Source organism: Pseudogulbenkiania sp. FW507-F1 (genome assembly GCF_058781125.1).
Genome location: NZ_JBYSWM010000002.1, coordinates 208,348 through 228,854, shown reverse-complemented (window position 1 = coordinate 228,854; position 20,507 = coordinate 208,348). Strand labels below are relative to the sequence as shown.

Annotated in this window: 22 protein-coding genes; 12 read left to right on the top strand and 10 right to left on the bottom strand. The window is 66.1% G+C overall.

What is annotated here, in order from left to right; translation table 11 throughout:
• Positions 1-28: 28 nt before the first annotated feature.
• On the top strand, positions 29-670 hold the full coding sequence (locus tag AC3WG5_RS02600) for a trimeric intracellular cation channel family protein (RefSeq protein ID WP_294866660.1): 642 nt from the start codon (positions 29-31) through the stop codon (positions 668-670).
• Between the two features lie 5 nt (positions 671-675).
• Entirely contained in the window at positions 676-1,293 is a 618-nt protein-coding gene (locus AC3WG5_RS02595) for a CoA pyrophosphatase (RefSeq protein WP_492567669.1), read from the top strand.
• A 197-nt stretch (positions 1,294-1,490) separates the two neighbouring features.
• Here the strand turns inward: AC3WG5_RS02595 and nadC are convergent, their stop codons facing one another.
• Positions 1,491-2,333 (bottom strand): carboxylating nicotinate-nucleotide diphosphorylase, encoded by an 843-nt coding sequence (gene nadC / locus AC3WG5_RS02590; protein WP_492567668.1) that lies wholly within the window; start codon positions 2,331-2,333, stop codon positions 1,491-1,493.
• A gap of 113 nt (positions 2,334-2,446) precedes the next feature.
• Here nadC and AC3WG5_RS02585 point away from each other — a divergent pair, with 113 nt between their 5' ends.
• Both AC3WG5_RS02585 and AC3WG5_RS02580 read left to right on the top strand, forming a co-directional pair.
• Entirely contained in the window at positions 2,447-3,124 is a 678-nt protein-coding gene (locus tag AC3WG5_RS02585) for an energy-coupling factor ABC transporter permease (RefSeq protein WP_492567667.1), read from the top strand.
• 2 nt (positions 3,125-3,126) lie between these two features.
• On the top strand, positions 3,127-3,894 hold the full coding sequence (locus tag AC3WG5_RS02580) for an ABC transporter permease (protein ID WP_008954271.1): 768 nt from the start codon (positions 3,127-3,129) through the stop codon (positions 3,892-3,894).
• Between the two features lie 49 nt (positions 3,895-3,943).
• Here AC3WG5_RS02580 and murB read toward each other — a convergent pair whose 3' ends face one another.
• From murB to AC3WG5_RS02560, 4 genes are all read right to left on the bottom strand, one after another.
• Positions 3,944-4,972: a UDP-N-acetylmuramate dehydrogenase gene (gene murB, locus AC3WG5_RS02575; protein ID WP_492567666.1), complete on the bottom strand. Its 1,029-nt coding sequence runs from the start codon at positions 4,970-4,972 to the stop codon at positions 3,944-3,946.
• A 6-nt stretch (positions 4,973-4,978) separates the two neighbouring features.
• Positions 4,979-6,385, bottom strand: a complete 1,407-nt coding sequence (locus tag AC3WG5_RS02570) for an MATE family efflux transporter (protein ID WP_482580665.1) — start codon at positions 6,383-6,385, stop codon at positions 4,979-4,981.
• A gap of 77 nt (positions 6,386-6,462) precedes the next feature.
• Complete coding sequence (locus AC3WG5_RS02565; protein ID WP_014087987.1) at positions 6,463-6,765, bottom strand: hypothetical protein; 303 nt, start codon at positions 6,763-6,765, stop codon at positions 6,463-6,465.
• A 279-nt stretch (positions 6,766-7,044) separates the two neighbouring features.
• Positions 7,045-7,770 carry a 3'-5' exonuclease gene (locus AC3WG5_RS02560; RefSeq protein ID WP_492567665.1) on the bottom strand — a complete coding sequence of 242 codons (726 nt, stop codon included), beginning with the start codon at positions 7,768-7,770 and terminating at the stop codon, positions 7,045-7,047.
• A 202-nt stretch (positions 7,771-7,972) separates the two neighbouring features.
• On the opposite strand from AC3WG5_RS02560, the gene pcnB reads away from it, so the two are divergent.
• From pcnB to AC3WG5_RS02525, 7 genes are all read left to right on the top strand, one after another.
• Positions 7,973-9,340: a polynucleotide adenylyltransferase PcnB gene (gene pcnB / locus AC3WG5_RS02555; protein WP_492567664.1), complete on the top strand. Its 1,368-nt coding sequence runs from the start codon at positions 7,973-7,975 to the stop codon at positions 9,338-9,340.
• Positions 9,337-9,819: a 2-amino-4-hydroxy-6-hydroxymethyldihydropteridine diphosphokinase gene (folK, locus tag AC3WG5_RS02550; RefSeq protein ID WP_482580667.1), complete on the top strand. Its 483-nt coding sequence runs from the start codon at positions 9,337-9,339 to the stop codon at positions 9,817-9,819. The genes pcnB and folK overlap by 4 nt, the downstream gene beginning before the upstream one ends.
• Positions 9,820-9,834: 15 nt before the next feature.
• Positions 9,835-10,470, top strand: coding sequence for a deoxynucleoside kinase (locus AC3WG5_RS02545; RefSeq protein WP_008954278.1), 636 nt, complete (start codon positions 9,835-9,837; stop codon positions 10,468-10,470).
• Positions 10,471-10,549: 79 nt separating this feature from the next.
• Positions 10,550-11,341 carry a 3-methyl-2-oxobutanoate hydroxymethyltransferase gene (gene panB / locus AC3WG5_RS02540; protein WP_492567663.1) on the top strand — a complete coding sequence of 264 codons (792 nt, stop codon included), beginning with the start codon at positions 10,550-10,552 and terminating at the stop codon, positions 11,339-11,341.
• A 183-nt stretch (positions 11,342-11,524) separates the two neighbouring features.
• Positions 11,525-12,358 carry a pantoate--beta-alanine ligase gene (panC, locus tag AC3WG5_RS02535; RefSeq protein ID WP_492567662.1) on the top strand — a complete coding sequence of 278 codons (834 nt, stop codon included), beginning with the start codon at positions 11,525-11,527 and terminating at the stop codon, positions 12,356-12,358.
• A gap of 32 nt (positions 12,359-12,390) precedes the next feature.
• Positions 12,391-12,771 carry an aspartate 1-decarboxylase gene (gene panD / locus AC3WG5_RS02530; RefSeq protein ID WP_492567661.1) on the top strand — a complete coding sequence of 127 codons (381 nt, stop codon included), beginning with the start codon at positions 12,391-12,393 and terminating at the stop codon, positions 12,769-12,771.
• Positions 12,772-12,942: 171 nt separating this feature from the next.
• Entirely contained in the window at positions 12,943-13,353 is a 411-nt protein-coding gene (locus tag AC3WG5_RS02525) for a GFA family protein (protein ID WP_008954282.1), read from the top strand.
• A 69-nt stretch (positions 13,354-13,422) separates the two neighbouring features.
• Here AC3WG5_RS02525 and rraA read toward each other — a convergent pair whose 3' ends face one another.
• The 5 genes from rraA to AC3WG5_RS02500 form a co-directional block, all read right to left on the bottom strand.
• A complete protein-coding gene (gene rraA, locus AC3WG5_RS02520) occupies positions 13,423-13,902 on the bottom strand; it encodes a ribonuclease E activity regulator RraA (RefSeq protein WP_492567660.1) in 480 nt (159 codons plus the stop codon).
• 123 nt (positions 13,903-14,025) lie between these two features.
• A complete protein-coding gene (locus tag AC3WG5_RS02515) occupies positions 14,026-15,501 on the bottom strand; it encodes a DegQ family serine endoprotease (RefSeq protein ID WP_492567659.1) in 1,476 nt (491 codons plus the stop codon).
• 104 nt (positions 15,502-15,605) lie between these two features.
• Complete coding sequence (gene nth / locus AC3WG5_RS02510; protein WP_008954285.1) at positions 15,606-16,238, bottom strand: endonuclease III; 633 nt, start codon at positions 16,236-16,238, stop codon at positions 15,606-15,608.
• Positions 16,235-16,957 carry an electron transport complex subunit RsxB gene (gene rsxB / locus AC3WG5_RS02505; protein WP_492567658.1) on the bottom strand — a complete coding sequence of 241 codons (723 nt, stop codon included), beginning with the start codon at positions 16,955-16,957 and terminating at the stop codon, positions 16,235-16,237. Before rsxB ends, nth begins: the two co-directional genes overlap by 4 nt.
• Before the next feature lie 101 nt (positions 16,958-17,058).
• Positions 17,059-19,143, bottom strand: a complete 2,085-nt coding sequence (locus AC3WG5_RS02500) for a TonB-dependent siderophore receptor (protein WP_492567657.1) — start codon at positions 19,141-19,143, stop codon at positions 17,059-17,061.
• A gap of 150 nt (positions 19,144-19,293) precedes the next feature.
• On the opposite strand from AC3WG5_RS02500, the gene AC3WG5_RS02495 reads away from it, so the two are divergent.
• Positions 19,294-20,382, top strand: a complete 1,089-nt coding sequence (locus AC3WG5_RS02495) for a PepSY-associated TM helix domain-containing protein (RefSeq protein ID WP_492567656.1) — start codon at positions 19,294-19,296, stop codon at positions 20,380-20,382.
• The last annotated feature ends 125 nt before the right edge of the window (positions 20,383-20,507 follow it).

The following is a 20,507-nucleotide window of genomic DNA, read 5'->3' as shown; positions in this document are numbered from 1 at the left end:
GTCCGGCGTTTTGTTATTGAGCAAAGCCATGGAACTGAGTCGTTTTGCTTCCATGCCGTGGTTTGCCGGCATCGGCACCGTGGCCTTCGCCTTTTCCGGCTACCTGGTCGGGGTGCGCAAGCAGCTCGACCTGCTGGGCATCCTGATCGTGGCGCTGTTGACCGCCATCGGCGGCGGCATCCTGCGCGACGTGCTGGTCAGCCGCATCCCGCTGGTGTTCTATGATTACACTAACCTGATCGTCATTGCGGCGACGCTGCTGCTGTCCTGGCTGGCAGGCCTGCACCGGCGCGAGAGTGCCACCTTCGGCCGCTTGTTCCTGATCGCCGATTCGATCGGCCTGGTGGCATTCAGCATGAGCGGCGCCCAGGTCGGCCTGAGCCTGGATCTGAATGCCTTCGGCGTCGTGCTGTTGGGCTTCGTCACCGCCGTGGGGGGCGGGGTGGTGCGCGACATGATGGTCAACGATATCCCCTTCATCCTGCACCGGGACTTCTACGGCATGGTGGCGATTCTGATTGCCGCCGCCCTGTTTGCCATGGATGCCTTGGGGGCTGTGAACGTTTTGACGCTGCAGCTACTCTTTATTGTGGGGTTGGGTGTGCGTCTGCTGGCGCACTGGCGCGAATTGGCCCTGCCCAAGGTTCGTAGCGGCAGACGCAGGGGGTGAGTGAGATGTTTCCGAGCGATGTGGAGGACGCCAGGCAGTGGATCCGGTCCCGCCTGGAGGGCGACTGGGAAACCGTCGTGGGCGGCGATCTGCCGCAGCGGTCTGCAACCGGCGCGGAGCGCCCAGCCGCGGTGCTGGTGCCCTTGGTGTGGCACGCCGCGGCGCCTGCGGTGTTGCTGACTCGGCGTAACGCCACACTGTCGACGCATGCCGGGCAGGTGAGCTTTCCCGGCGGCAAGATCGATCCGCACGACCCCAGCGCGGTGCATGCCGCGCTACGCGAAGCGCGGGAAGAGGTCGGGCTGGCCGAAGCCGGCGTCGAGGTGCTGGGTACCCTGCCGGACTACATCACCATCACGCGCTTCCGGGTGACGCCGGTAGTCGGCCTGCTGGTGCCGCCCTTGGCGCTGGCACCCGAGCCGTCCGAGGTGGCCGAGGTCTTCGAGGTGCCTCTCAAGCTGGTGCTCGACCCGCGCCAGTACGAACGGCACAGCTACGTGCGCGACGGCATGGCCGGCGTCTACCTGTCCCTGACCTACGGCCCGCATCATATCTGGGGCGCCACCGCGGCCATGCTGCGGCAGCTGTCTGCCATCCTCAACCCCGGCGCGGCAGCGCTCTGATCTTAAGCCTGTAGCCCAGACGTCGTTCTCGACGTGGAAGGAGCCGGTGTCAGTACGGGGCGGCCGGAGCGCAGGAGCCGGAATGGACACAGGGTCCATGAAGACCCTGGTCAGCGAATCTCGATTGGAGAGTTCGCTCGCTCAGAGTGCCACCCGCCCCAGGATCACGCTCGCGTAGCCACGTTGAGAGCGGCGTCTCAGAGTTGAAAGCGCATCGACAGGTCGATTGCCTCGACGTCCTTGGTCAGCTTGCCGACCGAGATGCGATCGACGCCGGTTTCGGCTATCGCCCGCACCGTCGTCAGCTCGACCCCGCCCGAGGCTTCCAGTTGGGCGCGCCCGGCGCTCAGGCGTACCGCTGCGCGCATGTCGTCCAGCGACATATTGTCCAGCAGCACCAGCTTGGCGCCGGCTTCGAGCGCTTCGTTCAGCTCTCCCAGTGTTTCTACTTCCACCTGCACGCTGACGCCGGCCGGCGCCAGGCGGCAGGCCTGCTCCAGTGCCTGGCGGATGCCGCCGGCGGCCATGATGTGGTTCTCCTTGATCAGGATGCCATCGTAGAGGCCGATGCGCTGGTTGTCGCCGCCGCCCACGGTGACGGCGTATTTCTGCGCCAAGCGCAGTCCCGGCAGCGTCTTGCGGGTGTCGAGGATGCGCGCGGCGGTGCCGGCCACCACGTCGACGTAGCGCCGGGTCTGGGTCGCCACGGCCGAGAGCAACTGCAGGAAGTTGAGCGCGGTGCGCTCGGCGGTGAGCAGAGAGCGCGCCGGGCCGGCAATCTCGCACAGTACGGTATTGGCCGTGACGCGCGTGCCTTCCTCGACTTTCCAGTCGATGCGGCAGCGCGCGTCGACTTGGCGGAAGGTTTCCTCGAACCAGGCCTGCCCGCAGACGACGGCCTCCTCGCGCGCTAGCACCGTGGCCCGGCCGCTGGCGTGGTCGTCGATCAGCATGGCGGTCCAGTCGCAGCCGCCGATGTCTTCGGCCAAGCTGAGGCCGACTTGTTGGGCGATGAGGTGATGAGGGGGCAGGACTGGCATCGGGCGTTCTCCGCAAAAAGCGTATTGTAGCGGTCCGCCGGGGTGTTGTGGCGGCAGCGGGTCGGCCGCGTCTGGTATGATGAAGTAATTCTCCTCGCCGTCATCGCCATGTCATGAATCTGCCCGCCGCTTTCTTTCCCCTCTGGGTGCAATGGTCGACCCTGCTGGCGGCGTTGGGACTGCTGGGGTGGGCGGCGAGCCGCGTGCGCTGGCGGGAGCTCGACCACGTCGCACTCAACGCCTGGCTCGGCGCCTGCGTGCTGACCATGGCGATGTGGATGATGAAAGGCGGCCTCAAGCCCGGGCTGTCCTTCCACCTGCTGGGAGCGGCCATCCTGACCTTGATGATGGGGCACTGGCTGGCGCTCCTGGCGCTCGCCATCGTGCTGGCGGGTGTGACGGCTTACGGTGCCGGTGACTGGCTGGCGCTGGGGTTGAACTTCTGGCTGATGGCGGTGCTGCCGGTGACGCTGGTGAGCACCGTGCTGCGCCTGGCGCAGCGCCTGTTGCCCCCCAACCTGTTCGTCTACGTGTTCGTCGGCGCGTTCCTGGCCGGTGGTGCCAGCCTGTTCGCCACCGGGCTTGCCGGCATCGCGGTGCTGGGGATGGCGGGCGCCTACCCCTGGGACGAGCTGCTGTCGGAGGCGCTGCCGTTCTACTTCCTGCTGTCCTGGTCCGAGGCCTTCACCTCCGGCCTGATCATGGCGATACTGATTGTGTATCGGCCGCGCTGGGTGGCGACCTTCGACGACAGCCGCTACCTCGACGACAACTCCGACCCGGGAGCCTGAGCATGCTGCCTCGCCTGTCGCTGCGCTTCATTCCGGTCTGGTTGCGCAATTTCCTGGTGTGGAAGAAGCTGGCGGCGCCGTCCATCCTCGGCAACCTGGCCGACCCGATGCTGTACATGCTGGGCCTGGGTTTCGGTATCGGCAGCCTGCTGCCGTCGATCGGCGGCGTGCCGTACATCCAGTTCCTGGCCGCCGGGACGGTGTGCTACAGTACCATGAACAGCGCGACCTTCGAGGCGCTGTACTCGGCATTTTCGCGCATGCACGTGCAGAAGACCTGGTCGGCCATCATCAACGCGCCGTTGACGGTGGACGACGTGGTGCTGGGCGAGTGGCTGTGGGCGGCGTCGAAGAGCGTGCTGTCGGGGCTCGCCATCCTGCTGGTGATGGGGCTCCTGGGGTTGATCAAGAGCCCGCTGGTACTGTGGATCGTGCCATTGATCGCGCTGTCCGGGCTGGCGTTTGCCGGCATGGGGCTGGTGGTGACGGCGCTGAGCCCGAGCTACGACTTTTTCATGTATTACTTCACGCTGGTGGTCAGCCCGATGATGCTGATTTCCGGGGTGTTCTACCCGGCGGAGAACCTGCCCGGCTGGATTCGCGCCGTGGCCGAGGTGCTGCCGCTGACCCACGCCATCCGTCTTGCCCGGCCGCTGGTCAATGCGACCGTGCCGCCGCTCATCTGGCCCAGCCTGCTGATCCTGCTGCTCTATGCTGTCGTGTCGTTCTCGCTGGCGGTGATACTGACGCGGCGACGGCTGCTCAAATAACACCTGCTAGACGAGTTCACCACCGCGCCGTCGCCGTGCGTAAGGGGGCTCACAGCACCAGCGGTTCCGGCTCCAGCTCCACGCCGTAACGTTCCTTCACCGTGGCCTGCACTTTCTGCGCCAGGGCCCAGACTTCCTTGCCGCTGGCGTGGCCGTAGTTGACCAGCACCAGCGCCTGGCGCGCGTGTACGCCGGCGTCGCCCTCGCGGTAGCCCTTCAGTCCGGCACGGTCGATCAGCCAGCCGGCGGCGAGCTTGGTCTTGCCGGCGCCCGCCGGGTAGTGCGGCAGGTCGGGGTGATGCGCCAGCAGGGCTTCGGCCAACCCCGTGTCGATGATAGGGTTCTTGAAGAAGCTGCCGGCGTTGCCGAGCTGGGCCGGGTCGGGCAGCTTGGCCGTGCGGATGCGGATCACCGCTTCGCTGACGTCGCGCGGCGAGGCGCCGTCCGCCTTGCCCATCGCCGCCAGTTCCTTGCCGATGTCGCCGTAGCCGGTGTGCAGCGTCGGCCGCTTGCTCAGGCGGAAGCGCACCGCGGTCACCAGCAGGCGGCCGTTCGCTTCGTGCTTGAACACGCTGTCGCGATAGCCGAAACGGCACTCGGCATTGGAGAGGATGCGCTGGGCGCCGTTGTCGTGCAGGTCGGCGCAGACCACCGCGGTCAGGCAGTCCTTGGCCTCGACGCCGTAGGCGCCGATGTTCTGGATCGGGCTGGCGCCGACGGTGCCGGGAATCAGGCTGAGGTTCTCGAGTCCGGCCCAGCCCTGCGCCAGCGTGTGCTGCACGAAGCCGTGCCAGTTCTCGCCGGCGGCGGCCTCGACCACGACCTCGTCGGCGTTCTCGCTCAGTACCGTGATGCCGCTGAGCGCCACCTTCACCACCAGTCCCGGGTAGTCGCCGGTGAACAGCAGGTTGCTGCCGCCGCCCAGCCACAGCACCGGTCCGCGCCGGTACGGTTCGCTCGCCAGCAGTTCGGGCAGCCGGGCCAGGTCGTCCAGCTCGCAGAACGTCGCGGCGCGCACGTCCATGCCGAAGGTGTTCAGCGTTTTGAGGGGGTGGTCATGAAGAAAAACAAGGCTCACGGCGGTTCAGCTTTCGGTGTGTTGACGGACCAGGCGGCGGCGACTTTCGCGCGACAGGTAGCCTACCAGCAAAAACGCCGCCACGCTCAGGCTGAATACCAGCGCCGCCCAGAAGCCCTCGATGCCCATGGGCAGGGTGAGAAAGGGCAGCGGCCAGTCGGTCAGCCCCAGCACCATGCCGAGACTCAGACCCAACCCCCAGAACGACACCACGTGGATGATCATCGGCGCCGTGGTGATCTTATAGCCGCGCAAGGCGCCGGAAGAAATGCACTGGGTGGCGTCCGTCAATTGGAACACCGCGGCGAAGACCAGTAGCCCGGCGCCGATACGGATCACTTCGGGGTCGGTGGTGTAGAGGCGGATGATGTCTTGGCGCAGCGTCAGCATCAGCAGCATGGTTCCCCCGGCCAGAACCAGCCCGGTCAAGAGGCCGGTGCCGGCGGTGAAGCGCGCCCGGCGGTAATCGCCGGCGCCGACCGCCTGGCCCACGCGCACCGACATCGCGGTGGAGATGCTCTGCGGCAGCATGTAGATGATGCTGCTGACGCTCAGCACCGCCTGGTGGCTGGCCACCACCGTGGTGCCGAGCTTGGCCACCAGGAAGGCGATGAACGAGAACAGGCTGACCTCGAAGAAGAACGACAGCCCGATCGGCAAGCCCAGTTTCAGCATGGCGCCGTAGCGCGACCAGTCCGGCCAGCTCCAGCGGCCGGTGAAGGCGTAGGGACGGAAATGACGGTGCAGCGCGACGTAGCCCAGCAGCGCCAGGAAGTTGAACCACAGCGCGGCGGCGGTGGCCCAGCCGCAGCCGGCGCCCCCCATCGCGGGCAGGCCGTACAGGCCGTGGATCAGGGCGTAGTTGAGCGGGATGTTGAGCAGCAGCGCCGCCACGCCGACCAGCATGATCGGCTTGGGCCGGTTGAGGCCGGAGGCGAAGGCGTGCAGGGCGCGCTGCATCAGGGCGGCGGGCAGCCCTAGCGCCACGCCGTCGAGAAACAGCATCACCTTGTCCTCGACGTCATTCGACAGCGTCAGGCTGTCGCGCAGCCAGGGTTGGCCGAAGATCATCAGCGCGCTGCCCGCCAGGCCCAGGAACAGGCAGAACCACATGCCCTGGCGTACCGTCTCGCCGATGGGCTCGCGCTCGCCGGCGCCGAACTGGTGCGCGATCAGCGGGTTGAGCGCGGTGGCGATGCCGACCAGCGTCACGTACACCGTGATGAAGACGCTGGAGCCCAGGGACACCGCGGCCAGGTCGTTGGTGCTGACGCGGCCGGACATCACGGTATCGACGAAGCCCATGGCGACGTGGGCGATCTGGGCCACCATGATGGGTAGCGCCAGGGCGAGAATCTGTCGGGCTTCCGCGACGATTTTGGTGCGCGGTTCCCGACTCAGTCCGAATAGCATGGCGGGGCCGGAGGGATGAAAACCGGTCAGTATACGGTCATCCCGCCGGGGCGTCGTTACAGCGTTGAGACACTGCGTTACGCGAAACGGGCCGGCGGATGACAGCGCAGGTCGCAGCTGATGACGAGGGCGCTGCCGAAACGGGCGTTGATCGCCAGGGCGTCGGGCAGGGTGACGTCGACCAGTTCCAGCAGATGCTCCCGCCGGCGCAAGGGGTAGCCGTGCTGGCGCGCGAACTGCGACAGCTGCTCAAGCGTGGTCAGGTGATCGCTGTGGACGGCGCTGGCCACCAGCGTGCCCTTGAGCGTGGATTGGGTCGGGGCGGTGTGGCCGGCGTCGTAGGCGAAGTCGCGGCAGCTGTCGTTCTGGCAGTCGTACATGGCGTATTCCTTCAGGTTGGGCGCTGTGGCGTGCCCGGAACCTTGCCAGGCGACGCTTTAGCAGGATTTTTGAGCGCCCTGCAAGTTGTCATTAACTCGGCGCTAATTACGGTATGGCGGATTGCTACGGCGGGCGGGGAGGGGCGGCAGGCAAGAAAAAACCCGCTTGCCAGAGGCCAAAGCGGGTTTTGTCGCACGCTTTAGCTGGAATTTATCGGCGCCCCGCAAGCTGTATCAAATCGGCGCATGCAAAAAGACTACCCGGCGTGCGGGCGGGTGTCAACCCTGGGGCGATGGCCATGCGGCGAGGAAGTCACGCCAGTGCGGCGCGGCCTGTTGTCCGATCCAGCCGCGTGCCTGCGCCACGCTGTCATGGTAATCGGCGGCGCCGAGCGTGCCCTGTACCAGGCGGTCGCGCAGGAATAGCAGGTAGGTGGCCATGGCTTCGATATCGCAGCGCGCCCGGATTTCGCCAAGACGGCCCGCCCGGTAGGCCTCCCACGGTGTGCCGCCCGCCACCACCGGCAGGGCGGGAAAGCCGCACAGCCTGGCCATGTCGTCGAGCGGGACCGTGGCGTAGGGCAACGGCGCGAGGCCGCTTTGCGTCGTATCCTCGGCGGACCAGTACGGCGGCAGGGCGATGCCGTTGATCAGGGCGCGGTAGCGCAGCAGCGGCAGGGCGAACGCCGCGCCGCTCCAGCTGGTGACGCAAGGCGCATGCTGCGCCACCTGGTCGAACAGGGCCCGCAGCAGCGCGGCCTCGTCGGTGTTGGCGTCGCCGCCGGTGTGGCAGGCGATCTCCTCGCCCAGTCGCAAGGTCCAGGAGATGGCAACGATGCGCTGCAGGTGAAGCGGCATGCCATCCTCGCCGCTGCGGGCGCGCTGGCGTTGCAGGGCGAATTCGGCGACGTCACTGTCGGCAATGTCGGCGGCAAAACCGTACAGGGTGCGGATGCCGGCCACGTCCGGAATGGTGGCGAGGGCGAAAGCGAGAATAGGGGTCACGGTGGGGCCGGCCTGCAGCAATGGAAACGGCTGAATTCTAGGTGGGCGGGACGGTCAGGGCAATCGCCGGCTGGGGCGGCCTTGCCGGGTACGGTCCGCCGTCATCGTGCGCGGTGTGTTTTCCCCGTCGTTTCAGGCTATAATCGGCGCCTTGAATGCGACGCTTTTCGGCGTAATTCCATACTCTCTCACCATTTCCCCGATGATCCGCAAGCTAATTCGACGAGTACTCGAGCTGCCCGCAGGCGTAGTAGGCAAGCGTCGCGTCAAACCGCGCGTTATTCCTCTTTCCCAACACGGAGTGCGGCGCGACCGGCTCAGCCATGCCGCGCTGAAAGTGACCTCCCGTCTGCAGGAAGCCGGCTTTACCGCGTACGTGGTAGGGGGCGCCGTGCGCGATCTCTTGCTGGACGTCAACCCCAAGGACTTCGACGTGGCCACCAGCGCCACGCCGGAGCAAGTGCACCATCTGTTCCGCCGCTCGCGCATCATCGGCCGTCGTTTCAAGATCGTGCACGTGATGGTCGGGCCGGAGACGATCGAGGTCACCACCTTCCGTGGCGGCAGCATCGACGACACCAACGAGACCGGCCGCATCATGGCCGACAACTCCTACGGCAGCCAGGAAGAAGACGCCCACCGCCGCGACTTCACCGTCAACGCGCTGTTCTACGATCCGTCCGACGAGTCCATCGTCGACTATCACCACGGGGTGAAGGATCTGCAGGCACGCAAGCTGGTGATGATCGGCCAGCCGGCGCGCCGCTACCAGGAAGACCCGGTACGCATGCTGCGCGCCGTGCGCCTGGCGGCGAAGCTGAATTTCGAGATCGACGAGAATACCCGCAAGCCGATCCGTGCCCACGCCCACCTCTTGAAGAAGGAGCCGCCGGCGCGCCTGTTCGACGAAATGCTCAAGCTCCTGATGTCGGGCCAGGCCTATTCCTGTCTGTGCAAGCTGCGCGAGGAAGGGCTGTCGCGCGGGGTGTTCCCGCTGCTCGACGCGGTGCTCGACGAAGAGGGCAAGGATGAGTTCCTGAGGCTGGGCCTGCAAAGCACCGATGCGCGCATCCGCGAGGACAAGCCGGTGTCGGTCGGTTTCCTGCTAGCGACGCTGCTGTGGCGCCAGGTGTCGCAGCAGTGGACGACACGGCTCAAGGACGGCGAACGGCCGGTGCAAGCGTTGTTCGACGCCATCGCCGAGGTCGAGTCGCTGCAGGACAACGAATTTGCCATTCCGCGCCGTTTCAGCGCCACCATGCGCGAAATCTGGCTGCAGCAGCCGCGTTTCGACAGCCGTAGCGGCCAGCGCCCGTTCCGCTTCCTGGAACAGCCGCGCTTCCGCGCCGCCTTCGATTTCCTCTCGTTGCGCGCCCAGGCGGGCGAGGTGCCGATGAGCCTGGTGCAGTGGTGGGACGATTTCCAGCACGCCGATCACGACGAACGCCAGGAACTGATTGCCAACGTGCGCGAAGAGGGCTCGTCCAGCGGCGCCCCGGCCAAGAAGCGCAAGCGTCGCCGTTCCAGCCAGCGTCGTCGTGAGGGCGGCGAGCAGGGCGTCGAATCGTGAGCCGGGCGTACATCGCGCTGGGCAGCAACCTGGAGCAGCCGCAGCAACAGGTCCGCGCCGCCTTCGCGGCGCTGGGCACCATCCCCGGAGTGAGTCTGCGGCGCACCTCCTCGCTGTATCGGACCACCCCGGTTGGCTATCTGGATCAGCCCGACTTCATCAACGCGGTCGCCGAGCTGGATACCGACCTTCCCCCGCTGGCCTTGCTGGACGCCCTGATGGCGCTCGAAGAGCACTTCGGGCGGGTGCGCTCGTTCCGCAACGCTCCGCGCGTACTCGACCTCGACCTGCTGATGGTGGAGGATGTCGAGCTGGAGTCCGAGCGTCTGACCTTGCCGCACCCGCGCATGCACGAGCGCACCTTCGTGCTGGCACCGCTGGCCGAGTTGCAGCCCGATCTCGCAGTGGGCCGGCATGGCCGCGCGGACCGGCTGCTGGCCGGGCTGGATGCATCGGGCGTGGAGCGGCTGGAAGGCTAATCAGTAGGGGGGGGTATGAGCCAATTGCGTTATGTGGTGGTGGAAGGGCCGATCGGGGCCGGCAAGTCGGCGCTGGCGCGCCGCCTCGCGGACTACTGGGGGGTGTCGTTGTTGGCCGAAGAGCCCGCCGCCAACCCCTTCCTCGGACGTTTCTACCGCAATCCGCAGCAGCATGGCCTGGCCACCCAGTTGTCGTTCCTGCTGCAGCGCGCCGATCTGGCCGCCGAGATGCAGGACGGCCCGCTGCGTACTGCGCCGCTGGTGTCCGATTTCCTGTTCGAGAAAGACGCGCTGTTTGCCCGCGTCAACCTCGACGAGCCGGAGCACGCCCTCTACCAGCGCCTGACCGACCGGTTGCTGCCGGCGTTCCCGGTTCCCGACCTGGTAATCTACCTGCAGGCGTCGGAAGACGTGCTGCTGTCTCGCGTGGCCAGCCGCGCCAAGGAAACCGAGTCGGCCTTCCCGGAGGGCTACCTCAAGCGCGTGCATGCCGCCTACAGCGAATTTTTCCACGGCTACGACGCCGCCCCGCTGCTGATCGTCAATACCGATCACCTCAACCTGGTTGATGGCAGCGACGATTTCGAGCTATTGTTGCGCTGCATCAGCGAGATGCGCGGTCAGCGCAGCTATTTCAACAAGAGCGTCTGATCGTCTGAAACAGCCGGGCGTGGCGGCCACGAGCAGTCGGCGTCGGCGGCTGTTTTCCCAAGCCACGAGGAAGAAGACAGTGAAAATCAACGTCAATACCCTGTTCAAAATGGCCGCCGAAGGCCAGAAGATCACCATGCTCACCTGCTACGACACGAGCTTCGCCACGCTGCTGGACGATGCCGGGGTCGAAATCCTGCTGGTGGGCGACTCGCTGGGGATGGTGATCCAGGGGGAGGACTCGACGCTGCCGGTGACCATGGAGCAGATGGAGTACCACACCCGCTGCGTGGCGCGCGGCGCAAAAAATGCCCTCGTCTTGTCCGACATGCCGTTCGGCAGCTATCAGGAAAGCCCGCAGCAGGCCTTTGCCAACGCGGCGCGGCTGATGCAGGCCGGCGCCCACATGGTCAAGGTCGAGGGCGGCGCGTTCATGGCGGAAACCACCCGTTTTCTGGTCGAGCGCGGCATCCCGGTATGCTCCCATATCGGCCTGACGCCGCAGTTCGTCAACAGCTTCGGCGGCTACCGGGTGCAGGGCAAGAGCGAGAACGATGCCGAGCGCATCCTGCATGATGCGTCTGCCCTGGCCGACGCCGGTGCCAGCCTGGTGCTGATGGAGTGCGTGCCGGCCGCCCTGGCCAAGCGGGTGAGCGACAGCATCGCGGTGCCGACCATCGGCATTGGCGCCGGGGGCGACGTTTCCGGGCAGGTCCTGGTGCTGCATGATATCCTCGGTGTCTACCCAGGGCGCAAAGCCCGTTTCGTCAAGAATTTCATGGCTGGTGCGGACAGCATCCAGGCGGCGGTGGCGGGCTACGTCACTGCGGTCAAGGCACGTTCGTTCCCGGCGGAAGAGCATTGCTTCTGAGGCGTACCAGCCTGTTCAGGGTCTGTCGCGAGCGGCCCTCAGCGGGGTGAAGAGCAGCACAGAAACCGGAATGTACAGGGGGACATGAGGATTTGATCGCTGAGCGAAAGATTCGCACGCAGTGCGCATGAGCCCCGATCAGGGCCGCGCAGCAAGACTATGGGCAGGTTCTAAGGAAGGAAGATGGAAGTCATTCGTAATATCGCCGCGCTACGAGCCTGGCGGCGCCAGGCCGGCAAGGTGGCGTTCGTGCCCACCATGGGCAATCTGCACGAGGGCCACCTGGCTCTGGTGAAAGAAGCGCGCCAGCGCGCCGACAAGGTGGTGGTGAGCATTTTCGTCAACCGCCTGCAGTTCGGTCAGGGCGAGGACTTCGACGCCTACCCGCGTACTTTCGATGCCGACAGTGCCAAGTTGCGCGATGCCGGTGTCGACGTGCTGTTCTTCCCGATCGAGCAGGAGTTGTATCCGCGCATCCGCCAGGACTTCAACGTCGAGCCGCCGCATATCCAGAACGAGCTGTGCGGCGCCTTCCGTCCCGGCCACTTCCGCGGCGTGGCCACGGTGGTGACCAAGCTGTTCAACATCGTGCAGCCCGATCTGGCCTGTTTCGGCAAGAAGGATTACCAGCAGCTGCACGTGATCAAGGCCATGGTGGACGATCTCAACCAGCCGGTCGAGGTCGTGCCGGTCGATACCGGCCGCGCCGAGGATGGCCTGGCGCTGTCGTCGCGCAACGGCTACCTGAGCGCCGAGGAGCGTGCCGAGGCGCCGCGCCTGTACCGTCACCTGGCGGCGATTCGTGACCGTCTGCTGGCCGGGGAACAGGATTACGCCAGCCTGGAGGCGGCGGCACGCCAGGATCTGGAAGCACATGGCTGGCGCGTCGACTACGTCGAAGTGCGTCAGGCCGACACCCTGGAGATCGCCCACGCCGGCGAGAAGCGCCTGGTGGTGCTGGCCGCGGCGCGTCTGGGCAAGACCCGCCTGATCGATAATGTGGAAGTGCTGCGCTGAGCGCGGCGTCATTGCTAGCAAGGAACGGAATTATGCAGCGCAGCATGCTGAAGTCGAAACTCCACCGCGTGACCACGACCCACGCCGAATTACACTACATCGGTTCGTGTGCCATCGACGAGAACCTGCTCGAGGCGGCGGATATCCGCGAGTACGAAGAAGTGCAGATCTGGAACGTGACCAATGGCGAGCGTTTCGCTACCTACGCCATCAAGGCCGAGCGGGGCTCGGGGGTGATTTCGGTCAACGGTTCCGCCGCGCGCCGCGCCGCGCCGGGCGACCTGCTGATCATCGCCTCGTTCGCGACCTACGAAGACGTCGAGCTGAAGGATCATGCACCGAAACTGGTGTTTGTCGACGGCAGCAATCACATTACCGAACTGGCGGGGTCGACCCCGGTCCAGCCGGCCTGAGGATTCTTCGGGACAAGACAAAGCGGACTTCGGTCCGCTTTTTTTATGGGTAAAGCGAAATGGGGCAATTTGAAATTCGCCGTCCGGGTGCCATAGTGACAGAGTGGAGTATTGCCGGCTGCGCTCGGGACGGCCTGCCCTGACGCGCGATGCCGAAACGGGAGGGCCTGCATGGCGCATTTGAGAGGCAGTTGCTTGTGTGGAGCCATTTACTACTGCGTGTACGGGGAGCCGAGTTTTGTCACGCATTGCCACTGCTCGGCGTGCCGCAAGGCAAGCGGAGCACTGTTCGTGACCTGGTTCACGGTGCGTGAGTGCGAGGTGGAGTGGCACGGCGAACCGCTGATGCACTATCACTCGTCGTGCCCGGTGGAGCGCGGTTTCTGTCCCCATTGCGGCACGACGCTGACCTATCGGCACGAGGCCGATCCGGACAGCATCGATATTACCCTGGCTTCGCTGGATCAGCCGGAACGCGTTATGCCGGAACACCATACCTGGTGGCAGGAACATGTGCCGTGGGTCGAACCGGAGGTGTGGGCCGGGCTGCCGCATTATACCCGGGCCAAGGCGGGCAATTGATGGCGTCAAAAAGCTTCGGCCAACCTATAAAGGTTGGCCGAAGCGTTTGGGGCAGGGCGTGGGGCCGGGTCAGAGCAGGGCCCGATCGGCCACGATCACGCCGTCTTCATCGGCGTAGAGCCAGTCGCCTGGGCTCAGGCTGACGCCGCCGAAGGTGACGGCGAGGCCGCGCTGGCCTTCGCCGCGCTTCACCGATTTGCGCGGGTGGGTATCCAGCGCCCGGACACCCAGGGGCAGGGCGTTGAGTGCCACCGAATCGCGGATGCAGCCATACACCACGATGCCGGCCCAGCCGTTCTTCACCGCCAGCTCGCCGATCTGGTCGCCGACCAGGGCGCAGCGGCGGGAGCCGCCGCCGTCCACGACCAGCACCCGGCTGTTGCCCGGCTCGCTTAGCACCTCGCGCACCAGGGTATTGTCCTCGAACACCTTGAGTGTCTCGATCTGGCCCTGGAAACGTGGGCAGGCGCCAAAACGCTGGAACATCGGCTCGAGCACGCGCACATCGTTTTCGTGTTCGTCGCACAGATCGGTCGTCAGAAAAGTCATGCTTTCTCCTTGTGGTGTGTTGTGTTGATGGGGCGCCTGCCACCGTGCCCCAGATTCGGCGTGTCACCGCCTGGCAGGGACTGACGGGGCAAAAAAAACCGCCCCGGAGGGCGGCTTGGTCGATCAGTCGAGGCGCAGCGGCACGAACAGCGTGTTGTCCTGTCGCCGCACCAGAAGGGCAATGCTGCCGCCGGCGTTGGCCAGGGCGTGTTCGAATCCCTTCACGTCGAGCACCTGGCTCTGGTTCAGGCCGATGATGATGTCGCCGTGCTGCAGGCCGGCGCGTGCCGCCGGACCCTGGGCTTTCTGGATCAAGAGGCCGCCAGGCAGGCCCAGTTCGGTTTTCTGGGCGGCGGTCAGTTCGGTCAGCGTCAGGCCCAGCTTGTTGAACTGGAAGCTTTGCGGAGCCGGTTCTTCCTGCTGGGGCTGCGGCGCGTTGGCCGCTTCGTTGGCGAGTTCACCCAGCACCACCGGGACGTCCTTTTCCGCTCCCTTGCGCCAGACGCCGAGCTTGATCTTGGCGCCCGGCTGCAGGCCGCCGACCAAGATCGGCAGGTCCTTCGAGCTTTCCACCAGCTTGCCGTTCATGTGCAGGATGATGTCGCCGACCTGCAACCCGGCCTTGGCGGCCGGACCGTTGGGTTCCACCCGTACCACCAGCGCACCGTTGGGCTGTTTCAGGCCGAAGGACTGCGCCAGTTCCTGGCTGACTTCCTGAATGTGCACGCCGAGCTGGCCCCGGCTGACCTTGCCCTTGGTCTTGATCTGCTCGGCCACGTTGATGGCGATGTCGATCGGGATGGCGAAGGAGATGCCCATGAAGCCGCCGGAGCGGCTGTAGATCTGCGAGTTGATGCCGACGACCTCGCCACGCAGGTTGAACAGCGGCCCGCCGGAGTTGCCCGGATTGATCGCCACGTCGGTCTGGATGAAGGGCACGTAGTTTTCGTCGGGCAGGCTGCGTCCCTTGGCGGAGACGATGCCGGCGGTGACGGTGTTGTCGAAGCCGAACGGTGCGCCGATGGCGGCGACCCACTCCCCAACCTTGAGCTTGGCCGGATCGCCGATCTTGGCCACCGGCAGGCCGGCCGCCTCGACCTTGAGCACGGCGACGTCGGTGCGCTTGTCGAGCCCGACCAGCTTGGCTTTCAGTTCGCGTTTGTCGGTCATCACGACCTTGATCTGCGAGCCGCCCGCCACGACGTGGGCGTTGGTCAGGATGTAGCCGTCATCGCTGATGATGAAGCCAGAGCCGAACGACACGCTCTCGCTCGGGGTCTGATCCTGCTGCGGCGGCTGGTTCGGCATGAAGCGACGGAAGAAGTCGTAGAGCGGGTCGTCTTCGGGGATCGGGAAGGGCAGCTCGTTCTGGGCCGCGGCCGCTTCGAGCTTGTTGGCCTGAATGTTTACCACGGCCGGCCCGTCGCGCTCGACCAGCTGGGTGAAGTCGGGCAGCAGCATGGCCACCCGCCCGTCGGACTGGGCGGGAATCGCTACGTTGGGGTTATCGCCTTTGAACAGGCGTTCGATCTTGTCGCAGCCAGCAAGCAGCGTCACTGCCAGGGCGGCGCTGACAATGGTGCGGAAATACGGAGTCACGGAACATCCTTTCTGGTAGTGACAGAGCGGAACTCGGGTCGACTTGTCATTTTTCAAGCCTCGGCCACCTGTTCATGGCCACGGAGTCCGCGCTCCCGCTTTCATCATACCGTTTTTGCAGGGTATTCACAGAGATCGACGATAGGACAGCGTTCGCATTCAGGCCGGCGGGCCTTGCAGGTATAGCGGCCGTGCAGGATCAGCCAGTGGTGGGCATCGACCAGGTATTCGGCCGGAATGACCTTCATCAGCTTGTCTTCCACCGCGCGCACGTCCTTGCCGGGGGCCAGGCGGGTGCGGTTGGCGACGCGGAAGATATGGGTGTCCACCGCCATGGTGGCGTGGCCGAAGGCGGTGTTGAGCACCACGTTGGCGGTCTTGCGTCCGACGCCGGGCAGCGCCTCCAGCTCTTCGCGGGTTTGCGGCACTTCGCCACCGTGCTTTTCCAGCAGCAGGCGGCAGGTGGCGATGACGTTCTTGGCCTTGGTGCGGTAGAGGCCGATGGTCTTGATGTACTCGGAGAGCCCTTCTTCGCCCAGCGAGAGCAGGGCCGCCGGGGTGTTGGCGACCGGGAACAGCAGGCGTGTGGCCTTGTTGACGCCGACGTCGGTGGCTTGCGCCGACAGTACCACGGCGATCAGCAGCTCGAACGGCGTGCGGTATTCGAGTTCGGTGCGCGGCGCGGGGTTGAGCTCCTTGAGGCGGCGAAAGATCTCACGGCGTTTGGCGGCGTTCACTGCTTGTCCTTGTCGGCATCTTCCTTGTCGGCATCTTCCTTGGCGGCGCGCAGGGCGGCGGCGCGTTCCATCGCCTTGCGGATCAGCTCGTTCTTGTCGACGGCGGAAGTCTGCGGCGCCGCGCTGGTCGTACCGGACGCCGCTGCCGGGGCCGGGGCCGGGGCCGGCGCGTTCACCGCGGCGCGCTCTGCCAGCCGTTGCGCTTTTTCGGCCTGGTCGCGCGCCTTGCGTGCCTGGTGCTGCTCGTAGCGCTTGCGCGCCTGCTGGGCGCGCGCCATGACGTGTTCGCGCTTGCCGTCGTCCGGGTCGTCCACCGGCACCAGATCGATGCAGTCCACCGGACAGGGGGCCACGCACAGTTCGCAGCCGGTGCATTCGTCCGCGATCACGGTGTGCATCAGCTTGGCCGAGCCGACGATGGCGTCCACCGGACAGGCCTGGATGCACAGGGTACAGCCGATGCAGCTGTCTTCCTGAATCACGGCGAGCGCGCGCGGCTTGGGCTGCGGGCCGTCGGCGGCGAACGGGATGACGGGCTGTCCGAGCAGTTCTGCCAGCGCCCGGATGCCGTCCGCGCCGCCCGGCGGGCAACGGTTGATCGGGTCGCGTCCTTCCGCCAGTGCCTCGGCATAGGGCCGGCAACCGGCGTGGCCGCACTGGCCACACTGGGTCTGGGGCAGGAGGGCGTCGATCCGCTCGACGAGTGTGATCACGGGCATGCTGTCGGAGTCCACATCAAAACCGTTTATTATCCGTCCTCCAGGCGGCAGCTTCAATGCCTGCGCCGTGACGGTGGGCACATGGCCCGCCCTCCCGCCGCTCAGAACGACAGACGGGTCTGCAACACCAGCTCGCGCGGTTCGCCGACGTTGACCTGCAGGTTGCTGCCGCTGGTCGAGGTGTAATAGGTCTTGTCGAACAGGTTTTTGACGTTGAGCTGCACGTCGAGCCTGTTGCCACTCAGACGGGTTTGCCAGGCGACGAAGGCATCGGCCACGGTGTAGGCGTCGAGTGCGAAGCTGTTGAGCGCATCGCCCTGGCGCTTGCCGACGTAGCGTGCGCCGCCGCCGACGCGCCAACGGTCGCCGTTGCCGGCCGGCATGAAGTCGTAGGCGAGGAAGGCCGAGGCGGTGTGGCGGGCGACGTTGAACAACTGCTTGCTGACGTAGGCGGCCTGGTCGTCCAGCACCTCGGCGTCGGTGTAGGCGTAGCTGCCGATGGCGCTCAACTGGCGCGTGAGCTTGCCGCTGACGTCGAGCTCGACACCTTGCGAGCGTACCTTGCCGACTGCGCGCGAGACGTCGTTCTCGGTCACCAGCACGTTGCGTTTGACGATGCGGTAGAGCGCGGCGGTGGCCGAGACGCGCTCGGTTTCGAGCTTGACCCCGCCTTCGTGCACCACGCCGCGTTCCGGCTCGAAGGGTCCGCCTTCGTTCACCGAGCTGTTCGGTTTGAACGACTCGCTGTAGTTGGCGTACAGCGACACGGCCGGTGTCGCCCGGTACACCATGCCGGCCTGCGGCAGGGCCACGTTGCCGCTCGCTTCGCCAGTGATGGTGAACGGCCGGCCGGCGCCATCGCTCTGGCGGTAGTGCTGGTAGCGCAGGCCGCCGACGGCGATCCACTGCTCGTTCAGGTGCAGCGAATCCTTCACCAGCACCGCCTCGGTCTCGACCTTGCTGCGCACGTCGCTCTTGCTGGCGCTGACCGTGCTCGGGTAGGCGAGCTGGCCATAGTCCGGGTCGAACACGTTGAAGCCGCCGACAGTGCTGCCGCGCAGCGCGTCGCCCTTGCTCTGCCGGTTCTGCTCGAGGTCCACGCCGAACAGCAGTTCGTGGCGCAGGTTGAGCCAGTTCACGTCGCCCAGCAGGTTGGCCGAAGCCAGCAGATTGGTGTCATCGAAGGCGCGGTTGCCGTCGGCGCTGCGCCGCAGGATGCCGGTGCTGGCGTTGTAGGACACCGGGCGCGCCTGGTTGTCGCTGTAGCGGTGGTTGTTCCAGCCGGCATTGAAACGTGCGCGCCAGCTGTCGTCGAGGTCGTGCTCGACTTCGGCGGTCATGCTCTGCGCGGTGCCTTGCGCCAGGTTCCACGCTTCGTCGAGGCGGCGTTCGCGCGGGATGGTGATGGGCTGACCGTTGCTGAACACCGTGCCGCGGTCGTAGGGGACGGAATAATCCAGGTATTCGTAAGCCACGCGGGCGCGGGTGCCGCCGTCGCGCCATGCCAGCGACGGGGCGATCAGCTTGCGCCGGGTGGTGCCGAAGTTGCGCCAGTAGTCGGCTTCCTCCAGTTCGCCGATCAGGCGGTAGGCCAGGCCGCTGTCGCCGATCGGTCCGGTCAGGTCGACGTTGCCGCTGCCTCCGCCGAAGCTGCTGCTGGTCAGCGTCACGCTGCCGGCCTGCTGGTACTGCGGTTTCTTGGTGACGACGTTGATCACGCCGCCCGGTTCCTGGATGCCGTACAGCAGCGAGGCCGGGCCTTTGAGGACCTCGACCTGCTCGGTGGTGGCGCTGAAGTTGCGCGGCAGGGTGGAGCGTACGCCGTCGCGTAAGATGGAGCCGTCGGCACGGCTGCCGAAACCGCGCCGGATGAAGCTGTCCCAGGTGTTGGCCAGGGTGTTGGTCTGGGTCACGCCGCTGACGTTGGCGAGCGCTTCGTCGAGCGAGGTGACCTGCTGGTCTTGCAGCACCTGGTGAGGCACCACGTTAAGTGCCTGCGGGGTCTCGATCAGCGGCGCCGGGCTGCGCGTGGCGCTGCTGCTGATGCGAGGTTGATAGTCGTTGCCGGCGGGGGTGTCGGCGCTGACTTCGACCACGGCAAGTTCGGTGGTGTCGTTCTGGCTGGCGTAGGTGGGGGCGGCGAGGGCGAGGCTCAGTGCCAGTAGCGAGGTATCGGTTTTCTTCATTGTTGCGGGGGCTCGGGGCGGAAACGGTCGGCAGGACTTGGCCGAGAATGGTGTGGTTCGGCTAGTTAATGATAAAGATTCTCATTATAATTGTCGTTTTGCATCAAGCCAATAGGCCCGGCCTGGCGCCGGGGCCGACAAGGACACACCATGAAACGCGTAATCATCCTGCTGCACCGCTACTTGGGGCTCGCCTGTGCGCTGGGCGCGCTGATACTGGGCCTCAGCGGTGGCCTGCTGGTGTTCAAGAAAGAGCTGTCGACGCTCAGCGGTGAGCGGCCGGTGGCGGTGAACGGGCCGTTCGTCGGCTACCAGGCGCTGTACCAAGCTGCGGAATCGCGCCATCCGGGCGGCAGCGTCAACCTGCGTTTCGGCGAGGCGCCGGGCGAGCCGGTGCAGGCACGCATCCGTGGAGCCGGCGAGGAGCGCTTGCTGTGGCTCGACCCGGTGACGGCCGAGGTGGTGAGCGATCGTGCTCCCGGCGAGGGGCTGTTCAGCTGGCTGCGGGAACTGCACGAAACGCTGTTGATGGACGACGCCGGCGAAACGCTGGTCGGCATCATCGGCATCGGCCTGCTGCTGATGGTGATCAGCGGCCTGATCTACTGGTGGCCCAAGGACTGGAAGCGGGCGTGGCGCGTGCGCACCGATAAGGGTGTGCGCATTCTGGTGGGCGATCTGCACCGCGTCGCCGGTGCGGCCTTGTCGCTCTTGCTGCTGATCAGTGCGCTGACCGGCGTGCTGCTGGTGTTCTCCAAGCCCCTCAACGGCTGGATCAACGCGCTCTACGACGCCAAGCCGGCCAGGAGCGCCAAGGTGGTGCCGGGCGAAGCGCACCTGCCGCTCGACCAGTTGGTGGCCAAGGGCAACGCGGCGCTGCCCGGCGGCCGGCTGGTGGACGTGCGCGTCGACGCCAAGGCCGCCAAGCCGGTGGTGCTGAGGAAGCGCCTGCCGGGTGAGATTCAGCCCAACGGGCGCAGCATGGTCGAGGTCGACCCGTACCGCGGCGAGGTGTTGACGGTGCGTCCGGTCGACCAAGCCGAGCCAGGCATCCGCCTGACCACCTGGGTGTTCGCCTTCCACGTCGGCTCGGTCGGTGGCCTGCCGCACCGCTTGCTGATGCTGGTAACCGGCCTGGGGCTGGCCTTGCTGGGCGGCTCGGGCGTGTACCAGTGGAGCGCACGCGAGTGGAAGCAGAGGCGGGCTATGCCGAAGCGCCTGGCGCCGCGCGCGGGGTGAGCGTGACGTGATGCCCGCGCGCTTTCGGTGGGCGTCCCGTTCGGCCTTGGGGGCGGAGTGAAGAGGGCGCTTCACGTTATGCTCCCGCCGACACCTCCGCTGGACCCGGTACGTCCTGCTTCGAG